The sequence below is a fragment of the Rhodomicrobium vannielii ATCC 17100 genome, assembly GCF_000166055.1.
GTDB classification, from domain to species: domain Bacteria; phylum Pseudomonadota; class Alphaproteobacteria; order Rhizobiales; family Rhodomicrobiaceae; genus Rhodomicrobium; species Rhodomicrobium vannielii.
In genome coordinates this window covers 91,927-110,895 of the sequence record NC_014664.1, presented here as the reverse complement: position 1 = coordinate 110,895, position 18,969 = coordinate 91,927, and the positions used below count along the sequence as shown (strand labels likewise).

Annotated in this window: 16 protein-coding genes; 11 read left to right on the top strand and 5 right to left on the bottom strand. The window is 63.3% G+C overall.

From position 1 onward, the window contains the following. Positions 1 to 380 precede the first annotated feature (380 nt). The 3 genes from sdhC to sdhA are packed head-to-tail and all read left to right on the top strand — an operon-like array spanning position 381 to position 3,059. Positions 381 to 830: a succinate dehydrogenase, cytochrome b556 subunit gene (gene sdhC / locus RVAN_RS00470; RefSeq protein WP_245258017.1), complete on the top strand. Its 450-nt coding sequence runs from the start codon at positions 381 to 383 to the stop codon at positions 828 to 830. Beyond that, positions 830 to 1,222, top strand: coding sequence for a succinate dehydrogenase, hydrophobic membrane anchor protein (gene sdhD / locus RVAN_RS00465; protein WP_013417791.1), 393 nt, complete (start codon positions 830 to 832; stop codon positions 1,220 to 1,222). Before sdhC ends, sdhD begins: the two co-directional genes overlap by 1 nt. Before the next feature lie 4 nt (positions 1,223 to 1,226). Beyond that, complete coding sequence (sdhA, locus tag RVAN_RS00460; RefSeq protein ID WP_013417790.1) at positions 1,227 to 3,059, top strand: succinate dehydrogenase flavoprotein subunit; 1,833 nt, start codon at positions 1,227 to 1,229, stop codon at positions 3,057 to 3,059. A gap of 208 nt (positions 3,060 to 3,267) precedes the next feature. Here the strand turns inward: sdhA and RVAN_RS00455 are convergent, their stop codons facing one another. Next, positions 3,268 to 3,816 (bottom strand): hypothetical protein, encoded by a 549-nt coding sequence (locus RVAN_RS00455; protein ID WP_041787134.1) that lies wholly within the window; start codon positions 3,814 to 3,816, stop codon positions 3,268 to 3,270. 350 nt (positions 3,817 to 4,166) lie between these two features. Between RVAN_RS00455 and RVAN_RS00450 the strand changes: the two genes are divergently transcribed. Continuing rightward, positions 4,167 to 5,315 carry an efflux RND transporter periplasmic adaptor subunit gene (locus tag RVAN_RS00450; RefSeq protein ID WP_013417788.1) on the top strand — a complete coding sequence of 383 codons (1,149 nt, stop codon included), beginning with the start codon at positions 4,167 to 4,169 and terminating at the stop codon, positions 5,313 to 5,315. Next, positions 5,312 to 8,479 (top strand): multidrug efflux RND transporter permease subunit, encoded by a 3,168-nt coding sequence (locus RVAN_RS00445; protein ID WP_013417787.1) that lies wholly within the window; start codon positions 5,312 to 5,314, stop codon positions 8,477 to 8,479. Before RVAN_RS00450 ends, RVAN_RS00445 begins: the two co-directional genes overlap by 4 nt. Positions 8,480 to 8,507: 28 nt before the next feature. On the opposite strand, the gene RVAN_RS00440 is transcribed toward RVAN_RS00445, so the two are convergent. From RVAN_RS00440 to RVAN_RS00430, 3 genes are all read right to left on the bottom strand, one after another. Further along, positions 8,508 to 9,374, bottom strand: a complete 867-nt coding sequence (locus tag RVAN_RS00440) for a L,D-transpeptidase family protein (protein WP_013417786.1) — start codon at positions 9,372 to 9,374, stop codon at positions 8,508 to 8,510. 135 nt (positions 9,375 to 9,509) lie between these two features. Continuing rightward, entirely contained in the window at positions 9,510 to 9,992 is a 483-nt protein-coding gene (locus tag RVAN_RS00435; protein WP_013417785.1) for a Dps family protein, read from the bottom strand. A gap of 270 nt (positions 9,993 to 10,262) precedes the next feature. Continuing rightward, complete coding sequence (locus RVAN_RS00430) at positions 10,263 to 10,721, bottom strand: NUDIX domain-containing protein (RefSeq protein ID WP_041787886.1); 459 nt, start codon at positions 10,719 to 10,721, stop codon at positions 10,263 to 10,265. 216 nt (positions 10,722 to 10,937) lie between these two features. Between RVAN_RS00430 and RVAN_RS00425 the strand changes: the two genes are divergently transcribed. The 3 genes from RVAN_RS00425 (at position 10,938) to RVAN_RS00415 (ending at position 14,077) form a co-directional block, all read left to right on the top strand. Then, positions 10,938 to 12,146, top strand: coding sequence for an MFS transporter (locus tag RVAN_RS00425; protein WP_013417783.1), 1,209 nt, complete (start codon positions 10,938 to 10,940; stop codon positions 12,144 to 12,146). Positions 12,147 to 12,400: 254 nt separating this feature from the next. Then, positions 12,401 to 13,111, top strand: coding sequence for a TIGR04282 family arsenosugar biosynthesis glycosyltransferase (locus RVAN_RS00420; RefSeq protein ID WP_013417781.1), 711 nt, complete (start codon positions 12,401 to 12,403; stop codon positions 13,109 to 13,111). A 555-nt stretch (positions 13,112 to 13,666) separates the two neighbouring features. Next, positions 13,667 to 14,077 carry a hypothetical protein gene (locus tag RVAN_RS00415; protein ID WP_013417780.1) on the top strand — a complete coding sequence of 137 codons (411 nt, stop codon included), beginning with the start codon at positions 13,667 to 13,669 and terminating at the stop codon, positions 14,075 to 14,077. A gap of 251 nt (positions 14,078 to 14,328) precedes the next feature. On the opposite strand, the gene RVAN_RS00410 is transcribed toward RVAN_RS00415, so the two are convergent. Further along, on the bottom strand, positions 14,329 to 15,000 hold the full coding sequence (locus RVAN_RS00410; RefSeq protein ID WP_013417779.1) for a TIGR04283 family arsenosugar biosynthesis glycosyltransferase: 672 nt from the start codon (positions 14,998 to 15,000) through the stop codon (positions 14,329 to 14,331). 82 nt (positions 15,001 to 15,082) lie between these two features. Here RVAN_RS00410 and RVAN_RS00405 point away from each other — a divergent pair, with 82 nt between their 5' ends. The 3 genes from RVAN_RS00405 to RVAN_RS00395 all read left to right on the top strand — a co-directional run bounded on the left by RVAN_RS00405 (position 15,083) and on the right by RVAN_RS00395 (position 18,958). Beyond that, complete coding sequence (locus RVAN_RS00405; RefSeq protein WP_013417778.1) at positions 15,083 to 16,180, top strand: PA0069 family radical SAM protein; 1,098 nt, start codon at positions 15,083 to 15,085, stop codon at positions 16,178 to 16,180. Between the two features lie 101 nt (positions 16,181 to 16,281). Beyond that, positions 16,282 to 16,917 carry a ribonuclease HII gene (locus tag RVAN_RS00400; RefSeq protein ID WP_041787132.1) on the top strand — a complete coding sequence of 212 codons (636 nt, stop codon included), beginning with the start codon at positions 16,282 to 16,284 and terminating at the stop codon, positions 16,915 to 16,917. A gap of 211 nt (positions 16,918 to 17,128) precedes the next feature. After that, the gene (locus RVAN_RS00395) at positions 17,129 to 18,958 is read left to right on the top strand and encodes a hypothetical protein (protein WP_041787130.1); all 1,830 of its coding nucleotides are present in this window, start codon (positions 17,129 to 17,131) and stop codon (positions 18,956 to 18,958) included. Positions 18,959 to 18,969: the final 11 nt, after the last annotated feature.

The following is an 18,969-nucleotide window of genomic DNA, read 5'->3' as shown; positions in this document are numbered from 1 at the left end:
TTGGCGGCGTTCGCATCTGGTCTGCAACCAGCGTCCAACCCAGCGATAGGCTGCGACGCGTCGCCGCCATGGCTGGTATACATTAAGCGTGGACGGAGCCGCGCCGCCCGCAAACCTTTGCTACGCTTGCGGTTGTACGCAATCACAAGACGGCGAGGCGGCGCGAGCGCGGCAAATTGGATTTCCATTTCACCGCCAGAGCCTGTAAGAAGTGGCAACCCTAGACCGGTTCCAGAACCTTGACTAGGGTCGAAGTCCCGCCCGGATCTTGTCGCCGAAAGCCTAAGCGGTACCACGCCGCCGTTTGTTGCTGCCCGTCGGCCTGAGGGATATAGTCCCGGACGTTAAGAAAAACTGCATCGAGGGTTAAGAAGGATTGCATGATGGCGGAAGCCAAGCCCATCGCGGGCACACGGCCGCTGGCGCCGAAACCGATGTCTCCGCATCTGTCGATCTACCGTTTCAAGATCAACATGATCCTTTCGATCATGCATCGCGTGACGGGGATCACGAATTATTTTGGCAGCCTCATCCTCGCGATCTGGATTGCATCGGCCGCGACGAGTGAACAGGCCTTCAACACGGTCAGTTCCTACCTCGCGACGCCGCTCGGTCTCGTCATTCTCATCGGCTTCACCTGGTCGGTCATGCACCATATGCTGGGCGGCATCCGGCATTTCGTTTGGGATGTGGGTTGGGGCTTCTCGAAAGAGGCCGTCAAGTTCCTGTCCTGGGCGTCGCTGATCGGCTCGATCACGCTGACCGCGATTATCTGGGGCTACGCACTTTCGCATTGGGGCCACGCCCTTTCGCTTTGGGGGGCCCGCTGATGCCTTCGACAACCTATAGAACAGAACTCAAGAAGGTTCGCGGCCTCGGCTCTGCCATCGGCGGCCCCGGCACAGACCATTTCTGGGCGCAGCGCCTCACGGCTGTGTCGAACCTCTTCGTGGTGGCGTTCCTCGTCTACACCGGCCTGACGCTGGCGGGCGCGCCGCTCGGCGATGTGAAGGCGTTCTTCGGCCACCCGTTCAACGCAATCGCGTCGATCCTCGTGGTGATCTCGACCGCCATCCATATGCGCCTCGGCATGCAGGTTCCGGTCGAGGAATACATGCCCCACGGCCTCAAGGTTCCGTTTCTCTTCCTGAACACATTCTTCGTGATCGTGATCGCCGTCGTCGGCGTGCTGTCGATCCTGAAGCTTTTCCTTGGAAATTAGTCTCATGGCGGATGCAACACTGAACGGCGTGGCCGCTCCCACGGTCAACGGGCGCGCATACAAGATACACGATCACACCTTCGACGTGGTCGTGGTCGGCGCGGGCGGCGCTGGCCTTCGCGCCACGCTCGGCTGTGCGCAGGCTGGCCTCAAGACGGCGTGCGTAACAAAGGTTTTCCCGACGCGCTCGCATACCGTCGCGGCGCAGGGCGGCATCGCCGCAGCACTCGGCAACATGGGACCGGACGATTGGCGTTGGCACATGTACGACACCGTGAAGGGGTCGGACTGGCTCGGCGATCAGGACGCGATCGAGTATCTCTGCCGCAACGCGCCCGCCGCCGTGTACGAGCTTGAGCATTACGGCATGCCCTTCAGCCGCACCGAAGCGGGCAAGATCTATCAGCGTCCGTTCGGCGGCATGACCACCGAATTCGGCGAGGGCCCTCCGGCGCAGCGCACCTGCGCCGCCGCCGACCGTACCGGGCACGCCATGCTGCACACGCTCTATGGCCAGTCGCTTCGTTACTCGGCCGATTTCTTCGTGGAGCACTTCGCGCTCGACCTCATCATGGAGGACGGCATCTGCCGGGGCGTGATGTCGCTGTCGCTCGAAGACGGCTCGATCCACCGCATCCGCGCGAAGAAGACGATCATCGCGACGGGCGGTTACGGCCGCACCTACTTCTCGGCCACGTCCGCGCATACCTGCACGGGCGACGGCAACGCCATGGTGCTGCGCGCCGGCCTGCCGCTACAGGACATGGAGTTCGTGCAGTTCCATCCGACCGGCATCTATGGCGCCGGCGTGCTCATCACCGAGGGCGCGCGCGGCGAGGGCGGCTACCTCACCAATTCGCAGGGTGAGCGCTTCATGGAGCGCTACGCGCCGCATGCGAAGGATCTCGCGAGCCGCGACGTGGTTTCGCGCTCGATGACCATCGAGATTCGCGAGGGGCGTGGTGTCGGACCGAACAAGGACCACATCTACCTCCACCTCGACCATCTCGACCCGAAGATCCTGGCGGAGCGTCTCCCCGGCATCACCGAGAGCGCGCAAATCTTCGCGGGCGTAGACCTTCGCCGTCAGCCGATCCCCGTTATCCCGACCGTTCATTACAATATGGGCGGCATCCCGACGAACCACTTGGGCGAGGCGCTCAACCCTCGCGCGGGCGACCCGGATGCGACGATCCCCGGCCTGATGGCCATCGGCGAAGCGTCCTGCGCGAGCGTGCACGGCGCGAACCGTCTCGGCTCCAACTCGCTGATCGACCTCGTGGTGTTCGGCCGCGCAGCAGCACTGCGCTGCGCCGAGACCATCGAAAAAGGCGAACACTCGAACCTCCCGGCCAATGCGGGCGAGGAAGCCATCGCGCGCCTCGACCGCTTCCGCCACGCCAACGGCTCGACGCCTACTTCCGTGCTTCGCGGCAAGATGCAGCGCATCATGCAGAACAACTGCGCGGTGTTCCGTCAGGCGGACGTGCTCGAAGAGGGCGTGAGGCTCATCAAGGAAGTGTGGGACGGGATCGAGGACGTTCGCGTTACCGACCGCTCGCTCGTCTGGAACACGGACCTCACCGAGACGCTCGAATTCAACAACATGATCGGCCTGGCGCTCGCCACGGTTTCGGGTGCGCATGCCCGGCAGGAAAGTCGCGGCGCGCATGCCCGCGAGGACTTCCCGAACCGCGACGACGAAAACTGGATGAAGCACACGCTCGCCTATGGCGACGACGAAAAGCGCAGCGTGGCGCTCGAATATCGCCCGGTTCATACGCATACGCTGACGAACGACGTGCAGTACATCCAGCCGAAGGCGCGCGTTTACTAGGGCATTCGTGCTCGCTGCAAGCGCACCGCCGAAAGAGCATCAGGCTTAAAGAAACATGGCCGGGGATTTCCCCGGCCATTTTAATTTCGGCGGTGCGAAGCCTTCGTCACCGTGAAGCGCAGAGCGCTCGCTTACAGGCGGTTACCGGCAGATGCCGCAGCGGCTACCATTCCCGCCGCAGCCGCACGCCGTTGCCACCCGTGACCTGCTAAGCCCGTCCGAACCAGAAGCCCGCAGCCGCCAGACAAACCAGAGCCGCCACGTTCACGTAATATGTGTTCGAAACCGCGAACCAGGCCGGGCGGCCTGCGAGCTTCCGGCCGAGCAGCCAGAGCGCAACGGGAAGCGTTAGCAGCGGCAGCAGCGTCGGCGCGAACAGCACAGCGCCAAGCGCGCAGAGCACCGTAGGGATCGCGTCGTCGATGAGGGCGTCGTATCGCGTCACGACCGCGCCGGGCGGGTAGGTGCCGTCCTCGAAGGGCGCGATGGCATTGCGCGCCTGCCGGATGAAGAACAGGAAAAAGAGCACTCCCGAAATCGCGGCGGCGTCGACAACCCAGACCTGCGGTCTCGACGAAAACACGGCAGCGCCGAAGCCGACGAAGGGCTCCGTCACCGCCCGCCACGTCTTCAGGATCGGAATGGAGAGTTCGCCGAACGCGAGCCCGAATGCGCCCTCCAATATAGACAGAAGCGCCAGGCTCTCCACGAGGAAGGCGGCGCAGAACACCGCGTCGGCAGCGATTGCCCTCAACATATCAATCGTTTCCCCCTTCGACCGGCAATGATTAAAAGACGGTAAGACTTGCCCCACGTCCCTACCCTTCCCTTTTAGCCCGGGAATTTCTCCTGCATACTCCGGGACTGTCTGGAACGGAATCTTGATGCTGTCGAATTCGACACCACCACGCTTCTTTTGAATGGACCGATGCGCCATCGTGCACCGCATCGCGCAGGGTTTGACACGAAGGAGTGTTAAACCCGGTAAGGGTGTTTCGTGGCAGGTTCGGCCGCTGATGAGACGCCCGAACATGACGGCCGCGATGCGCACCGAGCGACGGCGCACCTTCGCGCTTTCGGTTAGCCAGAGCCCAAACGGGGATTTTGATGTTTCGTAAAGTGTTAGCGGGCCTTGTGCTTCTCTCCGCAGCAACAGCGGTCGCGCTGATGGCGGAACCGTCGCCGAAGTCCGCCCCGCAGGCCGCGCCCGCGCCAGCCGCCATCGCTGTCTCCACCGTGCCCGCTCGCGTGCGCGACGTGCCCGTGCTCCTGTCAGGCATCGGCGCGGTCGAAGCATTCCAGACCGTGCAGATCCGCTCCCGCGTGGACGGGACGCTCGACAAGGTAAACTTCGCGGAAGGCCAATTGGTCAAAAAAGGCGACGTCCTCGCCATCATCGATCCTCGCCTCTACCGCGCGGCCCTCGACTCCGCCAAGGCCAAGCTCGCGCAGGACAAGGCGCAACTCGCATCCGACGAGAAAGACCTCGGCCGTAGCGTGCAGCTTTCGACGCAGCGCTTCGCCTCGCAGCAGACGGTGGACCAACTCACTGCGAAAGTCGGCATCGGGCGCGCGCTCGTGCAGGCCGACGAAGCCGCCATTCGCACCGCCGAAACCAACCTCAGCTACACCACGATCACCGCAACCTTCGACGGACGCATCGGCATCTCGGCGGTTCACGTCGGCAACATCGTCCGCGCCAGCGACCAGACATTCATCGCCGAACTCAGACAGGTTGACCCGATCTCGGTTGTCTTCACTTTGCCCGAGGCGAAGCTGCCCTTGATCCGCGAGGCGCAGAAGGCCGGCCCGGTTTCGGTGATCGCTCTCGATAACGACGCGAAGAGGCCGGTGGCGAAGGGCAAGCTGACGGTCATCGACAACAAGGTCGATCAGACGACGGGAACGATCCGCCTCAAGGCGACATTCGACAATAGAAACGAAGTGCTTTGGCCCGGCCAATATGCCTCTGTGCTCGTCGAGGCGGGCATCATCAAGAACGCCGTCACCGTGCCAACCGCCGCCGTCCAGCGCGGTCCCAACGGCCTTTACGTCTGGGTCGCCACGCCTCAGGGCCGCGCACAGATGGCGGCGGTCGAAATCGGCCCGAGCCATGAAGACGAGACGGTCATCGCGAAGGGCGTGACCGAGGGCGATGTCGTCATCGTCTCGAACCATTACCGCCTGCGCCCGGATATCCAGATCGAGCCGAAGGCGAAGCCCATGGCCGCGAACGACGCCGCGGGCCGCACATGAGCATTTCCACGCCGTTCATTCTTCGCCCCGTCGCCACCACGCTCATGATGGCGGCCATCGTGCTGTCTGGCGTCGCCGCGTTCTTCTATCTGCCCGTCGCGCCGCTGCCGCAGGTGGACTTCCCGACGATCCAGGTTTCGGCGCAGCTTCCGGGCGCGTCGGCTCAGACCATGGCGTCCTCGGTCGCGACGCCGCTCGAACAGCAGTTCGGCCAGATCGCGGGTGTGACGCAGCTCACATCCACCAGCACGCTCGGCAATACGCAGATCAACATCCAGTTCGAACTCGACCGCAGCATCGACGCGGCGGCGCAGGACGTGCAGGCCGCCATCACCGCCGCCGGGCGGAAGCTGCCCACGTCGCTCAGCTCGCCGCCGAGCTACCGCAAGTTCAATCCGGCCGATCCGCCGATCATCATCCTGTCGGTGACGGCGGACACGCTGCCCATCACCGAAGTCAGCGATCAGGCGGAAAACATCCTCGCGCAGCAGATTTCGCAGATCCGTGGCGTCGCGAATGTGAACATCGGCGGTCAGCAAAAGCCATCCGTACGCGTGCAGGTCGACCCGGAGCGGCTCGCGTCGCGCGGTCTCACCCTCGAAGATGTGCGCGCCATGCTCGGTACGATCACCGCCGATGCCGCGAAGGGCACTGTTCAGGGCGTCGAGCAGAGCTTCACCATCGCGGCGAACGATCAGATCGTGAAGCCAGAGGACTACGACAAGGTCATCCTCGCCTACCGCAACGGCGCGCCGATCCGCGTCGCCGATGTGGGCCGCGCCGTGGCTGGGCCGGAGAACACGCTTTCGGGCGCATGGGCGAACGGCAAGCGCTCGGTGCTGCTCGTCATCTTCAAGCAACCCGGCGCCAACGTCATCGAGACGGTCGACGCGATCAAGGCGGCGCTGCCGAAATTCGCAAGCGTGATCCCGGCGGGCGTCAAGATCGACATCATGAACGACCGGACGGAAACCATCCGCGCCTCGGTCCACGAGGTCGAGTTCACGCTTTTGCTCACCATCGGCCTCGTGGTGCTGGTCGTTCTCCTGTTCCTGCGCAATCTCCGCGCGACGCTGATCGCGAGCGCCATCGTGCCGATCTCGCTCATCGGCACCTTTGCGGTGATGTATGTCGCGGGCTTCAGCCTCGATAATCTCTCGCTCATGGCGCTCGTCATCGCGGTCGGCTTCGTGGTGGACGACGCCATCGTGGTGGTCGAAAACATTGTCCGCCACATCGAGAACGGCGAGCCGCCGTTCCGCGCGGCGCTGAAGGGCGCGAGCGAGATCGGCTTCACCGTGATGTCGATCAGCCTTTCGCTCGTCGCCGTGTTCATCCCGCTCCTGCTCATGGGCGGCATCATCGGACGGCTGATGCACGAATTCGCGATGACCGTCACCGTTACCATCGCGGTTTCGGTCGTCGTCGCGCTGACGCTCACGCCCATGCTGTGCTCGCGCTTCCTGACGCCGCATGACGAGGAGCGGCCGGGCCTTCTGTCTCGCATGATCGGTCGCTTTTTCGAGGCGCTTCAGGCGGCCTATGCTCACACGCTTGACGTAGCGCTGCATTTCCGCCGCTTCACGCTGATGGTCTTCTTCGCAACCCTCGCGCTGACGATCTATCTGTTCGTCATCATCCCCAAGGGGTTCTTCCCCGTGCAGGACACGGGCTCCATCGTGGCCATCACGGACGCGCCGCAGGACATTTCGTTCGACGAGATGGTGAGGCGTCAGAAAGTGCTGGCCGACATCATCGCCGAAGATCCGGACATCGCGACCGTCGCCTCCTTCCTCGGATCGTCGCCCGGAGCGACGCTGAACTCCGGCCGCATCTTCATCCGGCTGAAGCCGTGGGGCGAGCGCAAGGCGACCGCGCTTGAGATCGTCAACAGGCTGCGCCCCAAGCTCGCCGAGGTGCAGGGCGCCGCGGCGTTCCTGTCGCCCGCGCAGGACATAACCGTCGGCGCGCGCACATCGCGGGCGCTTTACCAGTACACGCTTCAGGACGCGAGCCTCGAAGAGCTGAACGAGTGGACGCCGCAGATCGTCGCGAAGCTCAGGACGCTGCCCGCGCTCGCCGACGTCTCGACCGATCTCCTCATCAACGCGCCGCAGCTTTCGGTGAAGATCGACCGCGACCGCGCCTCGCTTTACGGCATCACGCCGCAGCATATCGACGCGACGCTGAACAGCGCGCTCGGCCAACGTCAGGTCGTGCAATATTACACGCAGCTTTCCACGTACAATGTGGTGCTCGAAATCCTGCCCGAGCTTCAGACGCAGCCGGATGTGTTGAACCGCATCTATGTGCGCTCGCCGAATACGGGGCAGATGCTGCCGCTGTCGACGCTCGTCAGCTTCGACACCGACAAGACCGGCTATCTGTCGATCACCCACCAGAGCCAGTTTCCGTCCGCAACCGTGTTTTTCAACCTGAAGCCCGGCGTTGCGCTCGGCGAAGGTGTGACGGCGATCAACGCGGCGATGGCGGAGATCGGCGCGCCCAAGACGCTGGTGGGCAGCTTTCAGGGCAACGCGCAGGCCTTTCAGGATTCGCTGCGCACGACGCCGATCCTGATCGTGGCGGCGCTCGTCACCGTCTACATCATCCTCGGCATGCTCTACGAGAGCTTCATCCACCCGCTCACGATCCTTTCGACGCTGCCCTCGGCGGGCGTCGGCGCGCTGCTCATGCTGATGGCGTTCGGCTTCGACCTGTCGGTGATCGGCATCATCGGCATCATCCTGCTGATCGGCATCGTGAAGAAGAACGGCATCATGATGGTGGACTTCGCCATCACGGCGGAGCGGCAACGCGGGCTATCGGCCGAGGAGTCGATCCGCGAGGCGGCGCTGTTGCGCTTCCGCCCGATCCTGATGACCACGGCGGCGGCGCTGCTCGGCGGCGTGCCGCTGATGCTCGGCACGGGCTCCGGCTCGGAGCTGCGCCAGCCGCTCGGCTACGCCATGGTGGGCGGTCTCGCGCTGAGCCAGATCCTCACGCTCTACACGACGCCGGTAATCTATCTCTATCTCGACAAGCTGCAAACCCGAGTTACCCGCGGGGCAAAGGCACACGAAACCGCGCCAGATGAGCCGACGGCGCTGGAACCCGAACTGGCCGATGCGCTGACCGAGCCGCCGCGCAAGGCAGCGGAGTGACGGTGTCACAGTAGGCGCACGCAGCACCCTACTGGCGCAAGGCTTCCTGATCGCAAAGCTCTGCCAGTTCGCTCTCACCGTAGCTTCCCGCCGCGCCGCTTCTTGCGACATAGCGCTTCGCGCAGACCCCGATGCGCGGCGGTGTGCGCGACGCCTCGAAAAGGTCGTATCCCCGCTTGAGGTCCCGCCAGAACTCGCCCCACGGAGCCCTATCGTGGATGGCAAGATGCGCCTCGCTCATGCGGAATGGAAAGACGTGCGCGCTGAACCGCTTCTGCCCACGATCAAGCGCGGCGGTGACAAGCTCCCAGATCTCGTCAATGACCGGGTCCGTCATGGCATAGCAGCCCACGGAGAGGCAGGCTCCATGCACCATGAGGAACGAGCCCGTACGGCCGTTGGCGGCGTCGTACAGATTGGGATAGCCGAGATTGAAGGAGCGGCGATAGGCGCTGTTCGGATTGAGTTGGCTGCGCCCCACAGTATAGAAGCCTTCGGGCGCCTGACGATCGCCTTCGCGAAGCTTCGGCCCCAGCCCGCCTGAATGACGGCAAACGGGGTATGACGCGAACAGCACGAAGCTGTCCCCGCCCCTCATCCAGAGTTCGAGTTCCCGCTCGCGCTTGAAGATGCGGATGAAGACCGGCGCGCCGCGCTCGAGGCCCTTTTCGGCCAGTCGCTCGTTGAGGCGGCCAAGATCCGGCGTGCCCGGCAGCGGCCATCCAAGCTTCGCGTACAGAACGCGCTGCGCGTCGTGCGCGGCAAGGCGGATGCGGGCAAGCCCTTGCTCACCGCGCCCGATGAGGTCGGGCCAAAGCGTTAGCGTGAGAACAGCCAGCGCTCCAGCAAGTGCGCCTGCGATCAAAACCCGGGAAATCGAGTAAAGAAACAGCATCGTTCTCCGACTATCCAGAGGCGGCGAGACGCAGACTTATAACATTTTCCGAAAACCGGAAAGACGTGACCGATCACGGAGCGGCGGATGAAATTCGGAGCGTGAACGGGCCACGCTCCGAATTCATCAGGTCGACTACTCTTCCAGCAGCGAACGCAGCATCCACGCGGTCTTTTCATGCACGTCGAGGCGCTGCGTGAGCAGATCGGCGGTCGGCTGGTCGTTCGCCTCCTCGAGAAGCGGGAACAGATCGCGCGCCGTGCGGGCCGTCGCTTCCTGCGCGTCGACGAGATGGCGCACCATCTCAAGCGCCTTCGGCACGCCGGTCACTTCCTTGATCGAGGTCAACTTGCCGAACTCGGCATAGGTGCCGGGCGCCGGGAAACCGAGCGCGCGGATGCGCTCCGCGATGAGGTCGAGCGCGTTCCACTGCTCCGTATATTGCTGCATGAACATCACGTGGAGCGTGTTGAACATCGGACCCGTGACGTTCCAATGGAAATTGTGCGTCATGAGGTAAAGGCTGTAGCTGTCGGCAAGAAGATGCGAGAGGCCGTTGGCGATCTTCTCGCGCTGTTCCTCGGGGATACCGATGTTGATTTGTGGTGCGCGTTTCATATGCGGTCCTTTCTAGTGAACGAAATCAGAAAAGGGCGGATACGCAGCGCCCGGCTCATGCCGCAAAGCCAGGCACGGTAAACCCACTCAGGAGGCAAACCGTCTCCAAAGCTTAAACGCGAGACCGTTTTCCGATCAGTCGGCCTGACCGGAACAGGCTCGGAGCGAATATAATGCTCGCCGTCGCGCTTTTTGAGGTATCGCGGTTCATCTGCCAACGGAAACTTGGCCGCGGGTGCCCGGCTGCGTCAGCGCCAAGCGGCTTCAGGCTCACCAGGTCGCATCAACCGGCGCGCCGTCGAGGATCTCCGCGAGCCGCCGCTTCACCGGCGCGACCGTGCCCTCCGGCAGTTCGTCTCGCGCGAAGAACCGGCTCTCCGCGATTTCGTGGTTCGGCTTCGGCACGCGCGGGCGCTCCCACTCGCTTGCGACGAACAGCGCGACGTGATCGTTCGGCATGGCGGCGAAATTCGCGAAGAACCCGTGGAGCCGCGCCGGACCCTTCAGGATGACACCCGCCTCCTCGAACAGCTCCCGTGTGAGCGCCGTCTCGGCGGTTTCGCGCCACTCGATGCCGCCTCCGGGGAAATGCCATCCGGGGCGATAGCCGTGGCGCACGAGAAGCACGCGCCCAGCCTCGTCGATGACGACGCCTTGCGCGCCGAGCGTTGCACCTCGCGTGTAGCGCCAGTAGGTGGCGATGACGCGCATCGGAAGTTTGCGAAGCATGGGGGGGCGGCCGATGGTTGAGCTTGGCCGGACCATGCGGCGTGCCGCCGCGCTTTGCAAGCGCGATGTCGCGATAAGGGGGCCGCCTCGCGCGCGCCCATCACACCCCGATGATTTGCTTTGCCCGGCGCCTGCGATACAAGTGTTCCACAAATTGCGACGGATCGCGCCAGCGCCTGCCCCCTGATGGCGGCGCGACCGATCCGGGAGACCCTCATGCGCCGCGTGCCCACCGTCAGCCTGCTCATCGCCTGCGCGGCCATCATGCTCGCCATCAACATGGGCATAAGGCAAACCTTCGGCCTCTATATGAAGCCGATCAGCCAGGATCTCGACCTCGACCGGCAGGTGTTCTCGTTCGCCATGGCGATCATGAACCTCGTCTGGGGCGTGGCGGGGCCATTTGCGGGCGCGGTCGCGGACAAGTTCGGCTCGCTGCGCGTGGTGCTCGGCGGCACTGCATTCTATGCGGGCGGGCTCGCGCTGATGGCAACGGCATCGAGCGGAAACCAGCTCGTGCTTGCGGGAAGCCTCGTCGGCATCGGCATCGCGGGCACCGGCTTTTCCGCCGTTTTCGGCGCGGTAGCGCGCGCGGCAGCGCCGGAACGCCGCGCTTCGGCGCTCGGCCTCGTAACCATGGGCAGCGCGATCGGCCAATTCATGGCCTTGCCTTATGCGCATGTGATCCTCGAAGCGACCGACTGGACCTCCACGCTCTGGGTCATGGCGATCACGGCCGCGCTGATTGCACCGCTCGGCTTCGCGCTGACGAGCGGTGACAGCAACGCGCACCCGGGCGCGCATTCCGATCAACGCGTGGGCGCGGCGCTGTCGGAGGCGCTGCGCTATCCGAGCTTCCTGCTGCTAACGGCCGGATTCTTCGTCTGCGGCTTCCACCTCGCAGGCATCGGCGTGCACCTACCCGCGTTCCTTGCGGACAAAGGCTTCGGCCCGGGCCTCGGCGCGCTTGCGCTCACCATCATCGGCGCAGCGAACATCCTCGGTACATGGGCGTTCGGCCGCATCGGCGACATCGCGCCGAAACACCTGACGCTCGCGGCGCTGTACTTCGCACGCGCGCTGATATTCCTCGCCCTCATTTACCTGCCGCTGACCGAAACAGCGGTGCTCATCTATGCCTTTCTGATCGGGCTTTTGTGGCTCGGCACAGTACCGCTGACGAGCGGGCTCATCGTGACCTTCTTCGGCCCGCGCTGGCTGTCGATGCTTTACGGCGTCGTGTTCTTCTCGCACCAGGTCGGCAGCTTCATGGGTGCGTGGCTCGGCGGCTGGTTTTATGATACGACCAATTCCTACGATCTCTTGTGGTGGGCATCGGTCGCGGTCGGGATGATCGCCGCGCTTCTGCATCTGCCGATCCGCGAAGGCCCTGCGCCGAGGCTCGCCGCCGCCCCCGCGGAGTGAGGGAGGGATATGCCGCAAGCCCTGAAATGGAGTTTCATCGCCGCCGTCGCGGTCCTTGTCGCGGGCGCAGGGTGGCTCATGATCACACGCGGGCCAGCGCTTCTCCTTGATCTCGGCGGCGCGATCGTGGGATGTTTTTGACCCCGGCAGCAAAGCCTGTTCGGCGCTTCCGGCGGCATACCCGCGCCGGTAGGACGCGAGCCAGCGCTGCTCCGCTTAACCGCCGCGGGAGCGAAGAAACGCATCGAAGGCCAATGATTGCCGCCGCGCCGGTGGTTGTCATCATGGCGAAAGCGCCGGTTTGCGGCGCGGTCAAGACGCGTCTCGCGCGCGATGTCGGGTTGGTGTCGGCCGTGGCCCTCACGCGCGCGCTGACGGCGAAGCTCCTTCGCGAGCTTGCCAGCGATCCACGCTTCCGATGTGTGCTGGCGGTGTCGCCTGCAACAGCAAAGATGGCGCGCTTTGCGGCGTGGGGTGCAAGAGGAGCGCGCGTGCCTCGAACAGCGCAAGCGCGTGGCGACCTCGGCGCGCGCATGCAGGCCATCTTCGACCGCTGCCGAACTGGGCCGCTCATCATCATAGGAACCGACATTCCCGGTATCACGCGCGAAATCGTCGCCGCCGCCTTTCGCCAACTTCGGCGCGCAGACGCGGTTTTCGGCCCAGCGGAGGACGGCGGCTACTGGCTCGTCGGGCTGAGGCGGCGTCCGAAAATCCCCACGCCATTCGCGAATGTCCGCTGGTCGTCGCCCCACGCGCTCGCCGACACGCTCGCCAACTTTCAGCGCATTCGCGTTTCCTCGAATCGCGACAAAACTCGGGTTCCTTATCCTGACGCGCTCTCTTCAGGCCAAGCGATAACCACCTCGCTCGAAAATGCTCGGGGAGGCCGCCGCGTTGCCGTCTCGAAAACGCTGTTCGATATCGATACGGGAGCGGACTATCGACGCTACCGCCGCCTTTAAATCCGCACGCGTCCCCGTAAATGTTTGTGAAAAATTTATAGAAAATTTGCTATAAAGATGCAGCTTGCGTTTTGCGGCAAGCCCCTCTCGCAGCGTGCCCGCCCGACACTGGCATTGCTGCAGATTCCGACCGGTGGGCTCCGCTTTGCCGGTCGGGACATGACACATGCGGGGGGCTGCGGACAAGGGCCACGAACCAGATCATCCTGCGTTGCATCAGCCTCGATTTGACGCAGTGAAGTTGATCGACAACCGAATTTGAAGCGTCGTGCCGCATCTGATTTACCGCACGAGGCCGTAGATCTGCGCCGAACGCAGCAGACCTGAACAAACTGGCAGAACAGGCGGGTGACAGTGGCCGATAGTACAACCCCCAGCGGTGCCGGTGCGCCGCCCCCAGGAAACCCGGCGGCATCACCTCCTGCTGGTTCCGCAGGCGCGACGCCCGTTGCAAATCTTGCGGTCGCCTTTGCGCAGGCATTCGCACAAGCCTCGACGCCGATGCCCGCTCCTGCGCCAACCGCCGCGAAGCCATCCCCTCCCGCAGAGGCCGCGATGAATCTGCGCCCGCTTTCTCTACTTTTGCTGCCCATCGCTGTGTGGGATGTGTACACAACCTACCTCGGCTTCTCCTATTTCTTCGACCTGCCAACGAACCCAGCCATCAATCCGGGCCAATTCATCTTCGGTATAGTGGTCACGCTGATCGTATTCATTTTTGTGCTCGCGACGACCGCGATCTACTCGATGCCGGCCCATAACAGCCCCATCCTCATACTCAAGGGCGCCTGGGCGACCGCCGTGGCAATCGACCTTTACACCGCATGGGAAGGGACGCGGCGCATCGTGTTCTATGGCGAGGAGGACGCGGTGAAGGGCGTGGGTGTCGCCATCGTCGCGGCGCTGATCGTGACGTCGACGATTTTCCTGTCGCAGTTGCTGCTTGGCAAAGGCTCCAAATCCTGATGCATCGTCATGAAGCGAACCGGCATTGGCCAAAATTCCGTGAGCCCGTTTGATGCAATGCATCGGAATCCTGCAGAACGGCATTCAGCTAAAGAGACGTTTTCGCAGATTAGGGAATTGACTGACCGGAGTCGCATATCGATTCGAGCGGTTGGGATCACTACGCGTCGAAGAATAAGCCAGACCGGCACGAAGCGCGGCATGCCCACCGTTCGCCCCCATTCGAAAGCCTGTCCATCTTGCACCATCTACTAGCCATAGCGTTCAACCAGCTTCTCCGGCGGCACACCGCGCAAATAGAGCGACAGGCACCACAAATTCCGCGCTGAACGCCGAAAATAGCCCTGCTCGCGAAACCTCTCGGCGCTGGTGACCGCGTTCGTCTTCAACATGGCAAGGCGCCCGCGGCCTAGCTTGCGGATGATTTCGACGTCTTCCATCAGCGGCATCGGGGCGAAACCGCCCACCTCGTCATACAACTCGCGCGAGATAAGAAGCCCCTGATCGCCATAAGGAAGCCGGAACAACGCGCAGCGCAGCGCGACGAGGCGCTCCAGAAGGCGCGGGTTGAAGCCCTCGTCCGCAAGCCGGAACCGGAAAGCCGCCGCGCCACTTCCACGTTTCATGAAAGCCAGCGCCTCGTTTGTCCATCCCGCGTCGAGTGCCGTGTCTGCGTGCAGAAACAAAAGCCACGGCTTCCGCGCCGCCTCCGCGCCTGCGCGCAATTGCTGGCCGCGACCGCGTTCGACCTCCATGAAGCGCGCGCCGGCCTCCTCCGCGATCTGCCGCGTAGCATCCGTGGAGCCGCCATCGCTCACGATTACCTCGCTGACGATGCCTTCGACGGCCGCGTCGAAGATCGAAAGAAAGGTCGCCGGGAGCGTTCGCCCCGCGTTCAGCGTTGGGATGACAACCGAGATCATGGCCGTTTTTAACTGATCGTGAGCGCTGTGGAAAGCAAAAAATGTTCTTTATTTGTTCCAAAATGCACGCTAGGGTGGAGGCATGGTCAGGAAGGAAGCGAGATGCGCGACCGGGGAAGAACATGTCACCGCCGAGCGCAGGCGTGGGCGCGGCGCGGTATCGAACGCCACTGGCCGCTTCGAGCCGGAGCGTCGCGAGGCGGTGGACGACGGCTGGGACTGTCTGGACGACCTGCCACCCTTCAAGACGGAGGTGCGCGAGGAGCGAGTCAAGACCATCATCGCGAGGAACAGTTCGCCCGATATCGGTTTCGACCGATCGATCAATCCTTATCGGGGCTGCGAGCATGGCTGCATTTATTGTTATGCGCGTCCCTCGCATGCCTATTGGGGCTGGTCGGCCGGGCTCGATTTCGAAACGAAGCTCGTTGCGAAGGTGAACGCCGCCGAAGCGCTGGAAGCGGAACTCGCTCGCTCCGGTTACGAGCCCGCAACGATCATGATCGGCGCCAATACCGACGCCTATCAGCCCGTGGAACGCGAGCGGAAAATCACCCGAGCGGTGCTGGAAGTGCTGGAACGCACGTCTCATCCGGTCGCGCTCGTCACCAAATCGGCGTTGATCCTGCGCGACATCGACATCCTCGCCCGAATGGCGGAGCGCGAACTGGTGCGTGTCGCCGTTTCCGTCACCACGCTGGACCATCGCCTCGCGCGTCGAATGGAACCGCGCGCATCTACGCCGCTGCGGCGCATCGAGGCCATCCGGAAGCTCGCAGCCGCGAGCATCCCCGTATCGGTCATGGCCGCGCCTTTGATCCCCGCGCTCACCGACAACGAACTCGAATCCATCCTGAAGGCGGCCGCAGAGGCGGGAGCTTCCGACGCTGGTTATGTGCTTCTTCGCCTGCCGCTCGAAGTGAGCCCGCTTTTTCAGGAGTGGCTGCGTACCGAGTTCCCGCATCGCGCCGACCGGGTGATGTCCCTCGTCCGCCAGACACGCGAGGGCAAGGACTACGTTTCCCGTTTTGGGGAACGGCACTGCGGCAGCGGTCACTACGCGGAACAGATTGCCGCGCGATTTCGGATTGCGCTGCGCCGTCTCAACCTCGGCAAACGCGACCTGAGCCTGCGAAGAGACCTGTTCCGGCGACCCGGCGCCCAACTCAGCCTTTTCTGACGGAGGTGCGCGGCGTCATGGGAAAAAGTGCGACGGGAAAAAGCGTGGGTATCGCGGTCTGGACGCTTGATTGCACAAGCGTAGCAGTTCATGAACAGCCGATGCCGCCTCGCACGTCACAAAAGCTCACGCGCCGCCCTGATCTCGCGCTCCAGCGAAAGTATGGAGGGCTCATTGCCGGTGTCGACGAAGCGGGTCGCGGACCATGGGCTGGGCCCGTTGTAGCCGCCGCCGTGATCTTTCATGGCAAGCCGCCCGCAGGCGTCAACGACTCGAAGAAGCTCGCCCCTGCGGAACGAGAGAACCTGTTTTCGAAGATTTTCGCAGCCGCCCATGTGGGGATCGGCATTGCGCCCGTCGAGCTGATCGACGAGATCAATATCTACCACGCCACCCATCGCGCCATGTGCGACGCCATCTCAGCGCTTGCATTTGCGCCAAACGCCGCGCTGATCGACGGCAACCGCTGCCCCAAACTCGACATTCCGTCCGAAGCGCTCGTTTCGGGCGATGCGCTTTCGATCTCCATAGCGGCCGCGTCGATCATAGCCAAGGTGACGCGGGATCGGATGATGACGGAACTCGCGAGCACTTTCCCGCCCTACCGCTGGGAGCGAAACAAGGGTTACGGCACCGCAGACCATGCGTCGGCGCTCAGGGAATATGGCGTCACCTTGCACCACAGGCGGAGTTTCCGCCCGGTTTGGGAGCGTTTGATGATGGAGGCCGCCGCCTGAAGCGGGATGATGCTTGTGCTCGGATCAAGGCGAGCAAAGACTTCAAGTTCTTGAGTTCGTCACAAGCGATATCGCAATGGATGATCGCGAAGTCCCGTTTTTGATGCGCTTTTCATTCCGACTGCAATGGTTATGTTACCGTCTGACTCTCTCCTGACACAGGTGTACGGCATGGTGGCGTGCGTGATCGTTTCTCTCGTCCGGGTTTTTTATGCGTAAGCTGGTGGCCTGGATCATGATTTGCGCTTTGGCGCTGGGCCTGCCGATCCCCGCGTCGCGGGGCGCTTTCGCGCAGACGCCGCGCGTCGTCACCATCGACGAGTGCCGCAATCTCACCGACACCGAGGTGCGCGACCGCATCCGCGAGCTTGCCGCCACAAGCCTCAAGACCGAATTGACGGCGATCGACTACATGGCGCTCGTCAATCAGTACTGGGCCAAGGCCGATGTGAATGCACGCATAGACCGAGAAATCGACGCCGCCGTCGATGCGGTCCGCGCCGACTCGAGCTGGGCCGACCGCGCCTATTCCACGATCAGCCAGTCGCGCGCCACGCTTTACGCGACGGCGGTGGCGGAGCGAGCCTATACGTCGCAAACCTTCCGAGACGCGATCAATGAATTGGCGACAGGCGTTGCGAAAGAAGCCGGAGCACGCATCGAAAAGGCGACATCGCGGATCTCCAATCCGATCATCGCCTGTGTGCAGACGGCGCTTCAGTCGCGCTACGGCGGCGCGGTCGCGCAGGTCTTCGCGCAGGAGAGCCAGCGCAATCTCGACGCGGCGGCAGCCGATCAGGCACCGGCGAAGATCGATACGGGCGACCTGGTAGCGACAAACGCCGGTTCGATTTCCGGCCTCGTGCTGATCGTGACGCGGCGCGTGATCGGAAAAGTCGTGCAGAGCGTCGGGACGCGCATCGCCGGGATGGTTGCGAGCCGGATCGTGTCCTCTGTCGCGGGGCTTGCGGGCCTCGCGCTCATCGCGAAGGACATCTACGATGCAGGCGACGGCGTGTTCCCGATTATCGCTGAACGCATGAAATCCGACGAAACCAAACTTCTCATCAAGGAAGAAATCGGCAAGTCGATCCAGACCGATATAGGCCAGCAGGTTGAAGTCATCGCAGACGAGACCGCTGAACGCATTTACACAGTCTGGCTCGATTTCAGACAGAAGTACAACCGGCTTCTCGCCCTGAGCGAAAAATCGCCGGCATTCGCCGAATTCCTCAAGAACAGGCGGCTCGACCAGATAGGACGCCTCGGCCAGATCGTCGACATCGTAAGCGGCACGGAAGGCGGCGAAGCGGCTGTGCTCGCGCGCGTGGCCAACGGGTCGCTCAACCGGGCACTGCTCGACCTCTCCGACGCAGCGCTCGTGATCGCGGAAGAGCAGAAATCCATCGACAAGGCGCTGCGCTGGACGCAGGTCGCCGGGCGCGAACTACCGCGCGTGGTCGAACTCGGCGTTTATCGCTGGCTTCCGGTGGAAGGACTGACCACCGAGACGCTCCAGAAGATTCTGGCGATCAACGACCGCATTGCAGTCGGGCGGATCGCCAATCTCTCGCCCGAGGCCCGCGACTTCATCCTGAGCCTTCCGGGCGATCAGGTGCGCGAATTCGCCCGACGTCTCAACGACAGGCAACTCGCGGCCTTCGCGGATTACGAACGCAATCTGGAGCCGGGCGCCGCGAAGCGTCTGCTGCGAGCTGTCACTGACGATCCGTCCGTCATGCGCGACCTCACTGCCGAGGGCATTCGCGAAGGTATTCTCGGAAGCCGTGATCAGCTTGCGGCGCTGGAAATGATGTTGCAAGAGGCACCCAGCCTTTTCGGCTATGGTCGCATTTTCAAGGACGCCGATCTCGTCGGCAGCGGTAACGTTGCATTCCGCGTGTTCTGGGAACGCTACTGGCTCGCAGTGCTCGTCGGCTTCTTCGTCATCCTCGTCGTCATGTCATGGCTACGCCGCTTGCTCTTCGGACGTCCCCAGCAGATCGTCATCAGAGAGCAAGGAAAATCGCGCACGCGCTAGTGCTCTCGCGA

Excerpts from the sequence above, each read along its gene's own strand:
- sdhC (WP_245258017.1), top strand. The coding sequence starts at position 381 with ATGATGGCGGAAGCCAAGCCCATCGCGGGCACACGGCCGCTGGCGCCG.
- sdhD (WP_013417791.1), top strand. The coding sequence starts at position 830 with ATGCCTTCGACAACCTATAGAACAGAACTCAAGAAGGTTCGCGGCCTC.
- sdhA (WP_013417790.1), top strand. The coding sequence starts at position 1,227 with ATGGCGGATGCAACACTGAACGGCGTGGCCGCTCCCACGGTCAACGGG.
- RVAN_RS00455 (WP_041787134.1), bottom strand. The coding sequence starts at position 3,816 with ATGTTGAGGGCAATCGCTGCCGACGCGGTGTTCTGCGCCGCCTTCCTC.
- RVAN_RS00450 (WP_013417788.1), top strand. The coding sequence starts at position 4,167 with ATGTTTCGTAAAGTGTTAGCGGGCCTTGTGCTTCTCTCCGCAGCAACA.
- RVAN_RS00445 (WP_013417787.1), top strand. The coding sequence starts at position 5,312 with ATGAGCATTTCCACGCCGTTCATTCTTCGCCCCGTCGCCACCACGCTC.
- RVAN_RS00440 (WP_013417786.1), bottom strand. The coding sequence starts at position 9,374 with ATGCTGTTTCTTTACTCGATTTCCCGGGTTTTGATCGCAGGCGCACTT.
- RVAN_RS00435 (WP_013417785.1), bottom strand. The coding sequence starts at position 9,992 with ATGAAACGCGCACCACAAATCAACATCGGTATCCCCGAGGAACAGCGC.
- RVAN_RS00430 (WP_041787886.1), bottom strand. The coding sequence starts at position 10,721 with ATGCTTCGCAAACTTCCGATGCGCGTCATCGCCACCTACTGGCGCTAC.
- RVAN_RS00425 (WP_013417783.1), top strand. The coding sequence starts at position 10,938 with ATGCGCCGCGTGCCCACCGTCAGCCTGCTCATCGCCTGCGCGGCCATC.
- RVAN_RS00420 (WP_013417781.1), top strand. The coding sequence starts at position 12,401 with ATGATTGCCGCCGCGCCGGTGGTTGTCATCATGGCGAAAGCGCCGGTT.
- RVAN_RS00415 (WP_013417780.1), top strand. The coding sequence starts at position 13,667 with ATGAATCTGCGCCCGCTTTCTCTACTTTTGCTGCCCATCGCTGTGTGG.
- RVAN_RS00410 (WP_013417779.1), bottom strand. The coding sequence starts at position 15,000 with ATGATCTCGGTTGTCATCCCAACGCTGAACGCGGGGCGAACGCTCCCG.
- RVAN_RS00405 (WP_013417778.1), top strand. The coding sequence starts at position 15,083 with ATGGTCAGGAAGGAAGCGAGATGCGCGACCGGGGAAGAACATGTCACC.
- RVAN_RS00400 (WP_041787132.1), top strand. The coding sequence starts at position 16,282 with ATGCCGCCTCGCACGTCACAAAAGCTCACGCGCCGCCCTGATCTCGCG.
- RVAN_RS00395 (WP_041787130.1), top strand. The coding sequence starts at position 17,129 with ATGCGTAAGCTGGTGGCCTGGATCATGATTTGCGCTTTGGCGCTGGGC.